Below are 14,284 nucleotides of genomic sequence, written 5' to 3'. Positions count from 1 at the left end.
TTTAATGAAAAAAACACTCTTTCTTACTATAATACTCTTTATATTTAGCCTATCCGCACAAGAGAAAAAAGAAAAATTAAAAGACCAAGAAGTAGATGCGTCTTGTGGACTATGCCAATTTGGGACAAAAGACAAAGACTGCATCCTAACCATTCGTTATCAAAACAAAGTATACACTGTTGTTGGCTCTCACATAGATGATCATGGAGATGCACATGCTAGCAATGGGTTTTGTAACACAATAAGAAAAGCCAAAGTTTCAGGAACATTACACCAAGGAAAATTTCTAGCAAAAAAATTCAATTTAACCCAAATTATTCGTTAGCCTTTGTAATAAAAATAAAAATACATAAAAAACTCCACAGATGCACTAAGTACAAAAAATAGAGTATTTTTAAAAATTCAAAGTTATTTTTATCCTGAACAAATTTATAACACATAATCCAGAATAAACTCTAGTTAATAGACCTTCAATTATTTTTTAAAATCTAAAAAACAGAATCTATATTTAAATGTTACTTTTTTTTCAGAACTTTGCACACCTTTTTTCGGTATAATTCCCGAAAGATATGTTTTTAGCAATGAAAAGAAAGATTGAAATTTTAGCTCCCGCAAAAGATTTAACTACGGGTATTGCCGCCATAAATGCTGGTGCTGATGCTGTGTATGTAGGTGCTCCGCAATTTGGTGCACGTTCTAACGCAAATAACTCTATTGAAGATGTAGCTGCTTTGGTTCAGTACGCACATCTTTATAATGTGCAAGTTTTTGTGGTAATCAATACCATCATTTATGATGGTGAATTAGAAACTTGTCGTCAATTAATTTGGAAACTATATGAAATAGGTGTTGACGCACTTATTGTTCAAGATATGGGCGTATTAGAACTTGATCTCCCTCCTATACCTCTTCATGCAAGTACACAAGCCAACAATCGAGATCCTAAAAAAATTAAATTTTTAGCCGATGCTGGTATTCAACGTGTAGTTTTAGCACGCGAATTAAATTTACATCAAATTAAAGAAATCAGTGAAGCCACTGATGTTGAGTTAGAGTTTTTCGTAACAGGTGCTTTGTGCGTTTCATTTAGCGGAAATTGTTATATGAGTGTAGCAAATGGAGAACGTTCAGCCAATAGAGGATCCTGCGCACAAAACTGCCGTTTACCTTATAATTTAATTGATGGTCATGGAGAAACTTTAATTCGTAATAGTCATCTATTATCTATTAAAGATTTTGATGTAACAAACCAAATACCTAATTTAGTAGAAGCAGGAATTTGCTCCTTTAAAATCGAAGGTCGTCTAAAAGATGTTGTGTATGTAAAAAATAATGTTTCTTTTTTACGTAAAAAATTAGATACTTTCTTGGCTGAAAATAACGAAAAATACACAAAAGCTTCTTCTGGAAGTTGCACCTATACTTTTGATTCAGAACTAACACGTACCTTTAATCGTGGTTATACAGACTATTTTGTAAACGAAAGACACCAATCCATTGGTTCTTGGGACAGTCCAAAATCTAAAGGACAATACATTGGCAAGCTTATTAAAACCGTTGGCAATTCCTATATTATTGAAAATGGCGAATTATTAAATAACGGCGATGGTCTTTGTTATATCAACGAAGATAAAATAGCAGAAGGTATCTATGTAAATAAGGCTGAAAATGGTATCATATACCCTAATGTACTAAAGGAAATACCTCCTGGAACCGAAATTTATCGTAATAATGATGCTGCCTTTATCAAATTAGTAGAAAGAGAAGACAGCGCAATCAGAAAAATCAGTACTTCATTACTATTAAAAGAAAATGAAAATGGTTTTGAATTAATTGCTACCGATGAAGACGGTAACATAAGCACCGTTCAATTAGTACATCCTAAAGAAAAGACTAAAAATGGTGAATCAATAGAAGAAAATTTTAAAATAAATTTAGCCAAAACAGGATTTACCCCTTATACAGCAGATGAAATAACTATTGAGTTCTCTGAAAACTGGTTTCTTCCTATTTCTAAAATCAATGAGATGCGCAGAAATGTATACGAACAATTATCAACAATTCGTTTAGAAAACTACAATCGTAAAGAATTTCAATTAGAAAAAACATCACATCCTTATCCTGAAACTAAATTAGATTTCACGTATAATGTAGCAAACAAAACCGCTCGTAAGTTTTATGAACGTCATGGAGTTACTGAAATAGAAAAAGCATTTGAACTACAATGGGATCCAGGAAAATCACGTGTAATGACAACAAAATATTGTATTAAATACGAATTAGAACGTTGTCCTAAATACCATCGGGAAAACATGGATCAAAAACTTAAAGAACCTTTAGTCTTAAAACAAGGCGAATTAGAATATAAATTAAAATTCAACTGCAAACCTTGTGAAATGGAAATTTGGGAAAAAGATGCCGAATTTGAAATTGAAGAAGATCATTTTCATTGATAAAAAAGTAGGGGGTTAAAAAGTAGTAACTCAACGTTTAGCCTGTTTCTTCAATGACAAGAGAAATCACATTATTAATACTATCTGATTTTCTTTACCTGTTTAATTCCTTCAAAGATCCCTTTGATCGAAAATAGAAGATTACAACCTTTTAAACCCCTACTTTTTTAATATAAGACCATTTCTGTCTAATATGTTTTACCCTAATTCTAAATAAAGTAAGAGTTTTTACACAAAATACTATAATTAAGCTCTCTTAATTATTTGTTATTTTAATCAAGATAAAACACATAAGCTTTTTTATATAAAAGAATACGATTAAGCAGAAAGAGTAGTCATTTCTTTATTGATTTTGTTTACTAATCCTACTAATACTTTGCCTGGCCCTACTTCCGTAAAACTAGTTGCCCCATCTGCAATCATCTGGTTTACAGACTGAGTCCATTTGACAGCACCTGTTAACTGAGCAATTAAATTCTTCTTAATTTCAGTTGGATCGCTTACCGCATTAGCCGTTACATTTTGATATACAGGACAAGAAGGAGTGTTAAAAGGAGTTGCCTCAATAGCTGCGGCTAATTTTTCTCTTGCAGGTTCCATCATAGGAGAGTGAAAAGCTCCTCCTACAGGTAAAATTAAGGCTCGTTTTGCACCTGCTTCTTTCATTTTCTCACAGGCCATTTCTACTGCTTTTAATTCGCCTGAAATAACCAACTGCCCAGGACAGTTGTAATTAGCAGCAACTACCACACCGTCTATAGAAGCACAAATATCCTCAACAACGGTATCTTCTAGATTTAAAACTGCTGCCATTGTAGAAGGAGTAATTTCACACGCTTCTTGCATAGCTAAGGCACGTTGCGAAACTAATTTTAATCCATCTTCAAATGACAATGTTCCATTAGCTACTAAAGCAGAAAATTCGCCTAATGAATGCCCTGCTACCATATCAGGTTTTACATCTAAAACTCTGGCTAAAATGACTGAATGTAAAAAAACAGCAGGTTGCGTTACTTTCGTTTCTTTTAATTCTTCTGTAGTCCCTTCAAACATAATGTCTGTAATACGGAAGCCTAAAATTTGATTCGCTTTTTCAAATAATTCTTTCGCTAATTCGGAAGATTCGTATAAATCTTTACCCATTCCGGTAAATTGTGCTCCTTGACCTGGGAAAACGTATGCTTTCATTAAAATATTTTTTTATGTTTAAATGTAGAATTATTGAAAATAATTCGAAACAAAAATACATAAAATTATTGAAACCAATTTTTGTAACTATTCTCTATGAATTGCGTCTAACGGCTAATCAAAAAAATGTGTATGAATTATTTTATAAAAGGATTTATCCTAATTGTATTGGGCTGCCTACTTGTTTATTTTAATTTACCGGTATTAAATTACGGTTTTGTTGAACTTCCTTTTTTACTTTTAATTCTAGTTTTTGTATGGATGATTCTTTCTACAAAACTTCAGATTTCTCGCGATGGAAAGCAAGTTAAAATGATAAATCTACCTTCAAGTATATGGTTGTATATTATAGGAATATTATTAGTATATATATTTATATTCCCTATTTTTAGTTCCCGTTTGATACAAACTGAAAAACATCAAGAATTAATAGGTAAAGTAAGTAATGGCGATAAAATTTCAAAACATATAGCACCTATTTCATTAAATGAAATTCGTGTAGTAGATGAAGATCTTGCTTATTTATTAGGCGAAAAAATACTAGGTTCGCAACCTGCTTTAGGGAGTCAAGTGCATTTAGGCGAATTTTATATTCAAAAAATAAACAATAAATTGTACTGGGTTGCTCCTTTACTTCATTCTGGTTTTTTTAAATGGTTAAATAATACAGAAGGAACTGATGGTTATGTAATGGTTTCAGCAACAAATGAGCGCGATGTGCAATTAGTACAAAATAATAGTGGAAAATCCATTAAAATTAAATATCAACCAAGTGCCTATTTGGGAGATGAAATACGTAGACATATTTATTTTAATGGCTATACGTCTACTGGATTAACAGATTTTACTTTTGAAGTAGATGATACAGGAAAACCATTTTGGGTGGTAACTAAATATGATAAAAAAATAGGATTTACTGGGAATGATGCTACTGGTGTCTTGGTAGTAGATGCACAGACAGGCATTATAAAAGAATATGCTATAACCAATACTCCTCAATGGGTAGATCGTATACAACCTATTGGTTTTATTGAAGATCAGTTAAATGACTGGGGCGAGTTCGTACATGGCTATTGGAATTTTTCTAATGCTGATAAACTAAAAATTACTGAAGGAATGAGCTTAGTATATGGTAAAGATAATAAATCTTATTGGTACACGGGTTTAACTTCTGTAGGGAAAGATGAATCATCTGTAGGGTTTGTATTAGTAGATACTCGTACTAAACAAGCTACATTTTATAAGCAGAGTGGAGCAACGGAATTTGCAGCACAAAATTCAGCCCAAGGAAAAGTACAGGAAAAAGGATATAACGCGTCATTACCTATTCCGTATAATATTAACAATATCCCTACTTACGTTATGACGTTAAAAGATAGAGGCGGTTTAGTAAAAATGTTTGCTATGGTTTCTATTCATGATTATACTATTGTTGGCGTAGGAAATACAATGCGTGAAACCCTAATGGCTTATAAAAATGCTTATAATATGTCAGGTGATGGGATAAAATTAGAAACCGCAACAGATAAAAAAACGGTTAAATCAGTAGTCACTCGTATACAAAACGATGTCAAAAATGGCAATAGTTTTTACTACTTTACCATACAAGGAGAAAACAAAATATTTATTGGTTCTTCACAATTGTCTAATCAATTGCCCATTACACACGTGGGAGATAAGGTAGAAATCACTTATGATACGGATACTGAAGAGGTTATAGATGTATCTAATTTTAAAAATCTTTCGTTAGAAAAATAAAACAGGTTCTAAACGAATTAACATTTCAACTTCCAATCTTAAAGAGAAGTCAAACAAATTAGGATTATTATCTGTAATTTATTTAACTACTCCTTTGGGTTGACTAGAAGAATTTATGAAGAATCATTTTTTAGATGTAATATGTAATAGCTACAACTTAATTCCATTTTGTATTTCTCGTTTGCATTTGTCAAAAATTTGTGGATCAGGTTCTATCCCTAAGGCATTTGTACGCTCATTAAGTCCAAATGCATCTGCGCGTACAGACCAATAAAAATAATTTTGCCACAACAGTCACCCTATAAAGATATGCTGATAAATATTATTAAAAAGGCTTCCAGTTATTTTTGGAAGCCTAATTATTTATTATTTTTCTTCAGTTATTTTTCCTGTTTCTCCATCCATTATAAAATCTAAAGGTAAAGCATCTAATGGTTCGCCTATATGATCTGGTGGTAAATTATTAGGTTTTCCTTTGATAATAGAGATTACCCAAGATTTATGACCTTTTTCATCATTAAAATATAATTCGAATAAAGGTCTTTCATCTTTATCTTCTCTTCCTTTTCCTGTTTTTAAATCGATATAGCCCTTTTTCTCTAAAAAAGCTAGACAATCGGTATATTTAATTTTACCAAATTTTTCGTCTTCATTTACTTTTTTATCTAAAGTACCGTCTTCATTATAATATTCAGAAATACCTATTTTGACATTTTCTCCTATGTAAGTTTCTTTACTATTTAGATTACCATTACCATAAAACCTTTTATAGATTTTTTTAAAAGATGGTTTAGGCTCAAATTCTCTTTGAAAACCTTTTTTATCCTTTATAAAAGCCATTTCAATAATTTCAAACCCATCATTTTTTAAATATCTATTTTCACCATATTCTGTTTTTTTATACACTTCAAAATCAAATTTTTCAATCATAGTATTTTTAGTTTGTCCTTTACAAGTTACTAAGCTTATTAGGAGAGTTAAAAGTAAAATTTTTAAAAATGTTCTCATCGTTATAAAATTTTGGAATTTAAAAGTTTCCATTGCCAATGGTAAATTATTTTCCTTCTGATATTACCAAATTGTGGCTGATGGGAATAATCCATAATATTATCTGTTTGACCAGCCATATATGTAAATTTTGCAGTGATAGAAAGTCCATCAAATGTATGCTATGAAATATCATTAAAAAGGCTTTCAGTTATTTTGAAAGCCTAATTATTTATTATTTTTCTTCAGTTATTTTTCCTGTTTCTCCATCCATTATAAAATCTAAAGGTAAAGCATCTAGTGGTTCCCCTGGACCTGTAGGTATCGCATTATTGGGCTTTCCTTTGATAATAGAAATTACCCAAGATTTATGCCCCTCTTCATCATTGAAATAAAATTCGAAGAGTGGTCTGCCATCTTTGTCTTCTCTTCCTTTACCTGTTTTTAAATCGATATAGCCCTTTTTCTCTAAAAATGCTAAACAATCTGTATATTTAATTTTACCAAATTTTTCATCTTCATTTATCTTTTTATCTAAAGTACCATCTTCATCATAATATTCAGAAATGCCTATTTTAACATTTTCTCCTATGTAAGTTTCTTTACGTTTGAGATTACCATTCACATAAAATTCTTTATAAATTTTAAGAAATGATGGATTTGGGAGTTTTTCTTTTTTAACATATCCTCCTTCTGTTTTACTTCCAGACAAATTATACGAAGAACCATCATTAAATTGTTTATTAAGCTCATACGAATATTCCGTATTATTTATTGGTGTTTTTGTGCCCTCTTTTTCTAATTCTTTTATATCTAATTTCTCTATCATTTTGTTTTTATTTTGTCCTTTACAAGCAAATAGGCTTGTTAGGAGAGTTAAAAGTAAAATTTTTAAGAATGCCTTCATATTATAAAATTTTGGAGTTTAATACTTTCCATTGCCAGTGATAGATTACTTTTCGATCAATGGGAGGAGTTAATTGATGACTATAATCCATAATATTATCAGTAGTTCTAGCTTGGTAAGTAAATTTAGCTGAAGCTGATACCCCATCAAATGTATGTGCTAGGCTCATAGCGTGCATTAATTCGTGGGCTAGTGTACCTCTGTTATGACCATCAAAATAAACTCCAAAAGTACTATTGAAATAGGAGAAACCATTCCAGTCCGCTTTTTCGCCTATAAAAAACACAGTATAATAACCGTTATATTTATTACCAAATTGATCTTTTAATTTTTGCTCTAAATAACTTCTAAGCCCACTATCTTTAGTTACTTTGTACCCTTTTTTGTTTTTATTAATTTGTCCATAGGTACAAAATTTATTTTTAAAAGTATTCCATAGTAAGTTTCCTTTACAATCTATAATTGCAGTTTCTATTTTAGGGGTTATCAATGCTTGATTTAAACATTTTTTAAAAAAATCTTGTCCACCAGCTATTGGTTCTCCCTTAACTTCAACCTCGTTTATATCCGTTTTTACTTTTACAAACACCACATTAATCTTCTTTTGAAATTTAGGAGTATTGGGGTGTATTTTTAAAGTGCCACAAATTTCACCATCTGCTTTTACATATAAGGTTTGCGTTGTGTCAAAGGCTTTGTTACAGGTTATTTTTAAAAAATTAGATTTGGTGTTCTTGCCTTTATTCAAACCGCTTATTTGCTGTACATTTAATGACAAATATTTTGTGGCTTCTTTTTCTTTAAACTCAAGTGTTAGTTTTTTGGGTAATTCCTCTATTTCTATTTTTAAATTGAAAGTTGCCGTTTTACCTTCTAGTAAAGTTATTATTGGTGTGGGGTATATAAAAGCATTTTTTCCTATTTTTTGTTTCCAAGGAATGTTAAAAAGGGTATAATCACGTAGTAAACGATCATACATTCGAAGGTTTTTTTAAAAATTGACATTCCAATGATTAGTGTCTTTAAAAACGGTTACATTGTCGCTTTCATAATATTTTCCCATAATATTACCAAACCAAGTATCTCCTTTCTTTTTTGTATCTCCAGTCCGAAGCCAATCAAAACCAAATTCACCATCATAATTATCGTGTGGTCTAAAATAGACTAAACATTTAGGTTTAATCTCGGGGTTTGGGCCTATAGGAGGGCTTTCAGGCTCACCATATTTTATATCTTTTTTGGCGGTTATATTAACACTTCCTTCTAAAGAAGTTAAAGTAATAGGTCCTTCAGAATAAATGTTATATTCACCTCCAACAATTTCTGTAATTTTCCCTCCAACAATTCTAGTTCTACTCATAATTAATATTGCTTAGATTTATTAGCTGAATTTATTTGAACTTCTTCGCCTGAATGTTTATTTAATTTTTTTGTACTTGTTATATCCATTCCTTTATCTGAGCTAACGGAGGTCTTGCCTTTTTTAGTCTCACTATGCACATCTCCTTGAATAACTTCCGTCAACTTACCTGTTACTATCGTCATCATATCCATTGCAACTGTAGTATTTTTCATGGCTCCAATGGTTTCGTTTTTGTAAAGTTTTTTGGCGCATTCACACTAATATTCCCTTGTCTATCCATTGTCCAAGTGTTGCCGCTTGGGACTTCAAGGTGAATGCTACCTTGTGCGTCGTTAATGATGACTTTACATCCGCTTCGCGTTTGTATTACTTTATTGTCATTTCCGCCTGTTTCATAACCAGAAATTTCACTGTCAATGTACATTGCTCCTAGTACTAACTGTTTTTAGGTGTTGTTATTTCTTTATTTTTAATGAAGATTTTGAATCCAATACAATAAAAGAATCTTCCCCTTTTATAATTTGATTATTTACTGTAGCATTGATTTTATAAAAAATAGTATATCGTCTTCCTAAAGTAAATGATAAATGGGTAGTGTCTCTAATTGATTGTATATTTTCAAACTTATATTTCAAACTATCGTTTATTGTTAAAACAATATCCGAATTTATTTCTCCTTCATTTTTGAATTTTGGAGTTAAATATAATATTTTTAGGGATTTATTGTTTTCAATAATAAAATCAGAATTTTTAGATTCAACTATTTTGAAGTTACTTCCTTTTTTGTATTTAAAAAAGTCAATTTTTAAAGAATCTTCATCAGAATCCCAATTTGTTATCATTATAGAATTAAAAGAATCGTTTATAGTTTCATAATTATCACAACTTAATAAAATAAAAAAAATGATAAATAATAAAATTTAATATACCTCGATATAACCATAATAGTTGGATTTAAAAGATTTAACTGAAATTCTGTTATTACCCAAAAGAAAAACACTATTTTTATCCCACATTGGTTTCCCTTTTTCATTTTTGTAATCCACAGGGTTATATCCCCACGTAAAAATTCTAAAAGTTAACGAGTCAACATCATCTAATACTGACGTTACTTTTCCATTTTTATCATAAAACTGTAAGCGACCTTCATAAACTACCCAGTGTGAATCATTTCCAATATCTACAAGAGAGTTGTAACTCGATTTGTTATCAATCATATCGGCATCAATCATCATCAAGTTTGTATGCCCTAATTTATGACTTTTATCAATTTCTATTAATTTTTCTAAATCACTATCTGAAAAATAGTCGTAAACTCTACCTCCCAATGGTCTCTTCTTTTGTTGAATTAAGAATTTGTTTAATCCAAAAAATTCCACGGTTGAAAAGTTAGCAATACTTTTTGTCATTTGTTGCATCATTTCAGGCCAGTTTACCGCGGTTATCATATCCATATTGCTTTTTTCAATTCCTTTATAAACTAGTTTGTTAAATAAGAAAGCTTCACGACTTCTAGTCGTTGCTAATACAATCCAATCAACTTCAGGTATTTGCACATTTTTATAATCTGAGCTTTTAGGGTTCATATTATACATAGTATACGCCTTTTCGTGCGGTTTAATTTTAAAATTATTAATAGTTATTTCACCCTTTCCAAACAATTCTTTGGCTATTTTTAGATAAATTGATGTATCTTTTTTTATCAATACATTGTATAATGAAGCCATTCCACATAGTGAGGCTCCATCTTGACCAATTCTCCATGTTCTTTTGCTCTTGCTTCTGCTTGCTCATAACAAATTACTTTTATTTGTCCTATTACTTTTTTATTATAATTGAAGATTTTAAATCTAAAACAAGTATTTCGCTATCACCTATTTCAGAATACCAGTTGTTTACTTTCACTTCTATATCTCCTCCTTGATTAGAAGATCTAGTTTTAAAGTCATAAATTTTATAATAAATTGTATCATTAATTTTTAATTCATATTTATTACTAGTTGATAATTTGTTTTGAGTTGATTTAAATTTTATTAATAAATATTTATTCTTATTTAATGTGTCATAAGCAATTCTTGTGTAATTAACTTTATAGCTTATTGTAGTTTTATTTTTATCATAAGATAATAATGAAATAGTTTTGGGTATTGATTTATTATTCCAATCTGAAACCCATATTTCACTTTTTATATGTTTTTTAGAATTATCACTACAAGAAAAATTAAGAGAAATTAAGAAAAAACTAATATACTTCAATATATCCATAATAATTTGATTTAAATGATTTTACTCCTATGCCTGGCGATGTTTGAATGTTTATTACCTCTTTGTCAAAATCTGTCTTCCCATCCATTCTTTTATATTCTCCAGTTTTAGGATTTCTTCCCCACGTAAAAATTCTAAAAGTTAACGACTCAACATCATCTAATACTGACGTTACTTTCCCATTTTTATCATAAAACTGTAAGCCACCTTCATAAACTACCCAGTGTGAATCATTTCCAATATCTACAAGAGAGTTGTAACTCGATTTGTTATCAATCATATCGGCATCAATCATCATCAAGTTTGTATGCCCTAATTTATGACTTTTATCAATTTCTATTAATTCTTCTAAATCACTATTTGAAAAATAATCGTGAACTCTTGCAGAAATGAGCCTTTTTTTATTGTTAATAGCATTAAAACCTAAATTATGTGAAATAGCATTGCTAAATCCTGCAACCTCTTTACACATTCGAGTTAACATATCTGGCCAGTTTACTGCTTTTAGCATATCAATATTACCATCTTCAAATCCTTTATAAACAAATTTGTCATTTAAACTTTCTTTGCTTCGTGTTGTGGCTAATACAATCCAGTCTATCTCAAACATTCCCATAGCAATATAATTATTATCTGTAGTTTTAACATCATACATACTTAAAGCCTTTTCGTGTGGTTTAATAATATATTTCCCTATAGAATATTCTCCAGTTCTAAATAGATTTTGTGCTAACTTTTTATATTCTTTTGAATCTCGTTTTAACATAGCATAATATAATGCCGCCATTCCACAAAGAGAACTACTTCCTTGTTTTATTTTCCAAAAATCCTTAACACGATCTTCAATTTGCTCATAAACAATTTCTCTATCAAACCATCTAAACCTATTATGTTTCCAAACCTTTGTTTCTCCTTCGCTTTTAGGGTCGTCAATATAAGCTCTAACATAAATAAATCTGCCACACATATCCTCTTCATTCATAGTAATTTTAACAGTGTCCCCTGTAACTTTTAACGGTACATCTATCCATTTATTTTGTGAGTATTTTGGACTATGGTAGCGTATTTGCCATTTGGTTAGCCTACGAGTTAAAGGTGTTTCATTATCATATTGTGTGACTTGAAACGTATATTCTTTTCCAAAAATCATTCCTAGCTGAGTACCTCCTGATTTATCATTCTTTGAACCCAGATCTAAATTTGTAACTAGTTCTACTTTTTTTACTTTTCCTTGGTTTAATACTATTTTGGGAGGCTCTATTGGCGTTTTATATGATGTGCCTTTTTGGGCACCGTTAATAGAAACCGTACCCTCGGCATTGAAACTCATTTTCTGAGCAAATAAATTGTATTCTCCTGTACAATGTTCTGTTATAGATCCACCTGCAATTTCAATATAATTTCCTGATTTATTGCTCATAAGAATTAATGATTTTTAGTGTTTTTACCGCTGTTTACAAATACCTCGTCTTTGGCGTGTTTATTAATATTGGTTTGGCTTGATACGGTTATGTCTTTTAAGGCTTGTTTTGTTATATCATTACTGGAGGTTTGTATGTTTTCATGTGCTATTTTTTTTATGTTTTTGGCTAGTAAGCTAAAATCGCCTATTGCATTTTGTATCATCATGGCTCCTGCTGTAGTGCTATGGTTCATTCCTGCACTTTCAGTTATATTCATACCAGCGGAGGTTGTAATATTCATGCCTGCTGTCATGCTAATATTTTCTCCAGCATTGACTGTAAAGTTTTTTGGCGCATTCACATTAATATTCCCATGACCGTCCATCGTCCAAGTGTTGCCACTAGGATCCTCTATAAAAACAGAACCTTGGGCATCGTTTAGAATAATTTTAGTTCCAGATCGGGTATGAATGGCTTTTACATCATTGCCGCTAGTATGGTACCCACTGGTTTCGCTTCCGTTATAATGAGTGCCTAGTACGAAAGGTTTTTCTGCATTGCCGCTTTCAAAACCTACAAGGACTTCTTCGCCTATTTCGGGGATAAAATGAAATCCTTTGCCTGCTCCTGAGTGGGGTTGTATTAGGCGAATCCATGGGGTTTTTTGGTTTTTTCTTTCTTGCCATGGAAATTGTACGCGTATACGCCCCATGCTCATAGGATCGTTGTTGTCTACTACCCGTGCGGTTTGTTCTTCGCAATTAGGATAGGTGTTGTCGTCAAAATAAGGAGGGGTCCATAAATCGGGAATGGCTACGAACTCGTTGTAATAGCTATTGCCATCATGAAAATGTTGAATTTCTATGATGCGATAGGTTTCCATAGGGCGGTCGTTTATATCAACTAGTTTGGTTAGATCGCCTTGTTTGAGTTGGGGGTCTTTGCTTTTGCCTTTTACGATCATCAGGTTTTCTCTGAGTTCTTTTTGTTTTCGTACGGCATCTTGTAACTCTCTATCGGTTCGGTTGTTGATACCCGTGGGGTTGTGGAGTTTGTTGGGTTTTTTATGGAATACGTTTTTTGAGGCTTTTAGGGCTACTTGTTGATAGGGGTTGACTTTGTTTTGTAGTTGAGCCGAGGCGCTATCTCGTTGTAGGCTGGTGCCTGATTCTACATCGTAGGTGGTGTAGGTAAATTGTTGTGGTTTTACTGATATTTCAAAGGATACATGTACTAGGTCTACACTTTCGTCTAGGTCTATGATTTTAGGGCCTACTTTGTTGCCTAATACTAGGCTCTGTCCGTTGTAATACAGGTATTCGCCATAGCGTATGGCAAGTTGTTGTAAAAATTGATAATCTGTTTGGTTGTATTGTACGGTGTAAGGCAACACATTTTGGGTGTTGTTGTTTCGGACAATGGTATGAAGGGTGTCTTTGGGGTATTGGGCGGTTATGTCTTGAAAGATTTCTTCTAGGGTTTTGTTTTCAAAACTTTGGGATTCAAGCCCTTGTTCTAACATAATGGTAGGAGCGTGTCCTGTAATATATAGCCTGCCGTAACCGTCTTTTTTTAAAAGGTTTAAATGGGTTATAATGCCTGTAAAGGTTTGTTTTATTTCTCCAAATCGGTGCAGGTGGATGTGTATGGTTTTTCCTAGATAATTTTTAGAATTTTCCATGATGTAGGCTTCTTCATTGTCTAGGGAATCGGCACGGGTATCTAGGGTAAAGGTGTCGTGTTCGTTGGTTTTTTGATGGAACTGTAGGTTAAAGTGGGATTTTTCTAGGAAGGATTTGCCTTCTATGGTAAGGGTGCAGTAGACTAATGGACTGGATTTGTCGGCTAAAAAGTCTTTAAAGGAACGTAATGAGGCGTATTGTGCTATATCATCAGGATGATTGAGTCTTCCGTAGTCACTGTTATAAGTATCCATAGCGTGTGTGTGTTTTAGTTGTTG

The 14,284-nt window shown here is 31.7% G+C and carries 14 protein-coding genes; 3 read left to right on the top strand and 11 right to left on the bottom strand.

Annotated features, from left to right (window positions below; all coding sequences use genetic code 11):
• Positions 1-4 precede the first annotated feature (4 nt).
• Both AWN65_RS01885 and AWN65_RS01880 read left to right on the top strand, forming a co-directional pair.
• The gene (locus AWN65_RS01885; RefSeq protein ID WP_060383797.1) at positions 5-325 is read left to right on the top strand and encodes a DUF6370 family protein; all 321 of its coding nucleotides are present in this window, start codon (positions 5-7) and stop codon (positions 323-325) included.
• A 256-nt stretch (positions 326-581) separates the two neighbouring features.
• Positions 582-2,453 carry a peptidase U32 family protein gene (locus tag AWN65_RS01880; protein ID WP_060383796.1) on the top strand — a complete coding sequence of 624 codons (1,872 nt, stop codon included), beginning with the start codon at positions 582-584 and terminating at the stop codon, positions 2,451-2,453.
• A gap of 318 nt (positions 2,454-2,771) precedes the next feature.
• Here the strand turns inward: AWN65_RS01880 and fabD are convergent, their stop codons facing one another.
• Positions 2,772-3,641: an ACP S-malonyltransferase gene (fabD, locus tag AWN65_RS01875; protein ID WP_060381616.1), complete on the bottom strand. Its 870-nt coding sequence runs from the start codon at positions 3,639-3,641 to the stop codon at positions 2,772-2,774.
• 132 nt (positions 3,642-3,773) lie between these two features.
• On the opposite strand from fabD, the gene AWN65_RS01870 reads away from it, so the two are divergent.
• Positions 3,774-5,399, top strand: coding sequence for a hypothetical protein (locus AWN65_RS01870; protein WP_060381615.1), 1,626 nt, complete (start codon positions 3,774-3,776; stop codon positions 5,397-5,399).
• A gap of 366 nt (positions 5,400-5,765) precedes the next feature.
• On the opposite strand, the gene AWN65_RS01865 is transcribed toward AWN65_RS01870, so the two are convergent.
• The 10 genes from AWN65_RS01865 to AWN65_RS01815 form a co-directional block, all read right to left on the bottom strand.
• Positions 5,766-6,329, bottom strand: a complete 564-nt coding sequence (locus AWN65_RS01865) for a hypothetical protein (protein WP_123884577.1) — start codon at positions 6,327-6,329, stop codon at positions 5,766-5,768.
• Between the two features lie 292 nt (positions 6,330-6,621).
• Positions 6,622-7,293 carry a hypothetical protein gene (locus tag AWN65_RS01860; protein WP_060381613.1) on the bottom strand — a complete coding sequence of 224 codons (672 nt, stop codon included), beginning with the start codon at positions 7,291-7,293 and terminating at the stop codon, positions 6,622-6,624.
• Position 7,294: 1 nt separating this feature from the next.
• Positions 7,295-8,272 carry a zinc metalloprotease gene (locus AWN65_RS01855; RefSeq protein WP_060381612.1) on the bottom strand — a complete coding sequence of 326 codons (978 nt, stop codon included), beginning with the start codon at positions 8,270-8,272 and terminating at the stop codon, positions 7,295-7,297.
• Between the two features lie 12 nt (positions 8,273-8,284).
• On the bottom strand, positions 8,285-8,653 hold the full coding sequence (locus AWN65_RS01850) for a hypothetical protein (RefSeq protein ID WP_060381611.1): 369 nt from the start codon (positions 8,651-8,653) through the stop codon (positions 8,285-8,287).
• Between the two features lie 2 nt (positions 8,654-8,655).
• Complete coding sequence (locus AWN65_RS01845) at positions 8,656-8,868, bottom strand: hypothetical protein (protein ID WP_060381394.1); 213 nt, start codon at positions 8,866-8,868, stop codon at positions 8,656-8,658.
• Between the two features lie 243 nt (positions 8,869-9,111).
• Positions 9,112-9,498 carry a hypothetical protein gene (locus AWN65_RS01835; RefSeq protein ID WP_060381392.1) on the bottom strand — a complete coding sequence of 129 codons (387 nt, stop codon included), beginning with the start codon at positions 9,496-9,498 and terminating at the stop codon, positions 9,112-9,114.
• 78 nt (positions 9,499-9,576) lie between these two features.
• Positions 9,577-10,383, bottom strand: coding sequence for a hypothetical protein (locus AWN65_RS14985; RefSeq protein WP_060381610.1), 807 nt, complete (start codon positions 10,381-10,383; stop codon positions 9,577-9,579).
• 91 nt (positions 10,384-10,474) lie between these two features.
• Positions 10,475-10,921, bottom strand: a complete 447-nt coding sequence (locus AWN65_RS01825; protein WP_060381609.1) for a hypothetical protein — start codon at positions 10,919-10,921, stop codon at positions 10,475-10,477.
• Positions 10,899-12,341 (bottom strand): hypothetical protein, encoded by a 1,443-nt coding sequence (locus AWN65_RS14980; protein WP_060381608.1) that lies wholly within the window; start codon positions 12,339-12,341, stop codon positions 10,899-10,901. The genes AWN65_RS01825 and AWN65_RS14980 overlap by 23 nt, the downstream gene beginning before the upstream one ends.
• 5 nt (positions 12,342-12,346) lie before the next feature.
• Positions 12,347-14,260, bottom strand: coding sequence for a type VI secretion system Vgr family protein (locus AWN65_RS01815; RefSeq protein ID WP_060381607.1), 1,914 nt, complete (start codon positions 14,258-14,260; stop codon positions 12,347-12,349).
• Positions 14,261-14,284: the final 24 nt, after the last annotated feature.

The organism is Flavobacterium covae, assembly GCF_001534645.1.
Taxonomy (GTDB): domain Bacteria; phylum Bacteroidota; class Bacteroidia; order Flavobacteriales; family Flavobacteriaceae; genus Flavobacterium; species Flavobacterium covae.
The sequence above is the reverse complement of the archived record's forward strand: the minus strand, read 5'-3'. Positions and strand labels throughout refer to the sequence as shown.

Excerpts from the sequence above, each read along its gene's own strand:
- AWN65_RS01885 (WP_060383797.1), top strand. The coding sequence starts at position 5 with ATGAAAAAAACACTCTTTCTTACTATAATACTCTTTATATTTAGCCTA.
- AWN65_RS01880 (WP_060383796.1), top strand. The coding sequence starts at position 582 with ATGAAAAGAAAGATTGAAATTTTAGCTCCCGCAAAAGATTTAACTACG.
- fabD (WP_060381616.1), bottom strand. The coding sequence starts at position 3,641 with ATGAAAGCATACGTTTTCCCAGGTCAAGGAGCACAATTTACCGGAATG.
- AWN65_RS01870 (WP_060381615.1), top strand. The coding sequence starts at position 3,774 with ATGAATTATTTTATAAAAGGATTTATCCTAATTGTATTGGGCTGCCTA.
- AWN65_RS01865 (WP_123884577.1), bottom strand. The coding sequence starts at position 6,329 with ATGATTGAAAAATTTGATTTTGAAGTGTATAAAAAAACAGAATATGGT.
- AWN65_RS01860 (WP_060381613.1), bottom strand. The coding sequence starts at position 7,293 with ATGAAGGCATTCTTAAAAATTTTACTTTTAACTCTCCTAACAAGCCTA.
- AWN65_RS01855 (WP_060381612.1), bottom strand. The coding sequence starts at position 8,272 with ATGTATGATCGTTTACTACGTGATTATACCCTTTTTAACATTCCTTGG.
- AWN65_RS01850 (WP_060381611.1), bottom strand. The coding sequence starts at position 8,653 with ATGAGTAGAACTAGAATTGTTGGAGGGAAAATTACAGAAATTGTTGGA.
- AWN65_RS01845 (WP_060381394.1), bottom strand. The coding sequence starts at position 8,868 with ATGAAAAATACTACAGTTGCAATGGATATGATGACGATAGTAACAGGT.
- AWN65_RS01835 (WP_060381392.1), bottom strand. The coding sequence starts at position 9,498 with ATGATAACAAATTGGGATTCTGATGAAGATTCTTTAAAAATTGACTTT.
- AWN65_RS14985 (WP_060381610.1), bottom strand. The coding sequence starts at position 10,383 with ATGGCTTCATTATACAATGTATTGATAAAAAAAGATACATCAATTTAT.
- AWN65_RS01825 (WP_060381609.1), bottom strand. The coding sequence starts at position 10,921 with ATGGATATATTGAAGTATATTAGTTTTTTCTTAATTTCTCTTAATTTT.
- AWN65_RS14980 (WP_060381608.1), bottom strand. The coding sequence starts at position 12,341 with ATGAGCAATAAATCAGGAAATTATATTGAAATTGCAGGTGGATCTATA.
- AWN65_RS01815 (WP_060381607.1), bottom strand. The coding sequence starts at position 14,260 with ATGGATACTTATAACAGTGACTACGGAAGACTCAATCATCCTGATGAT.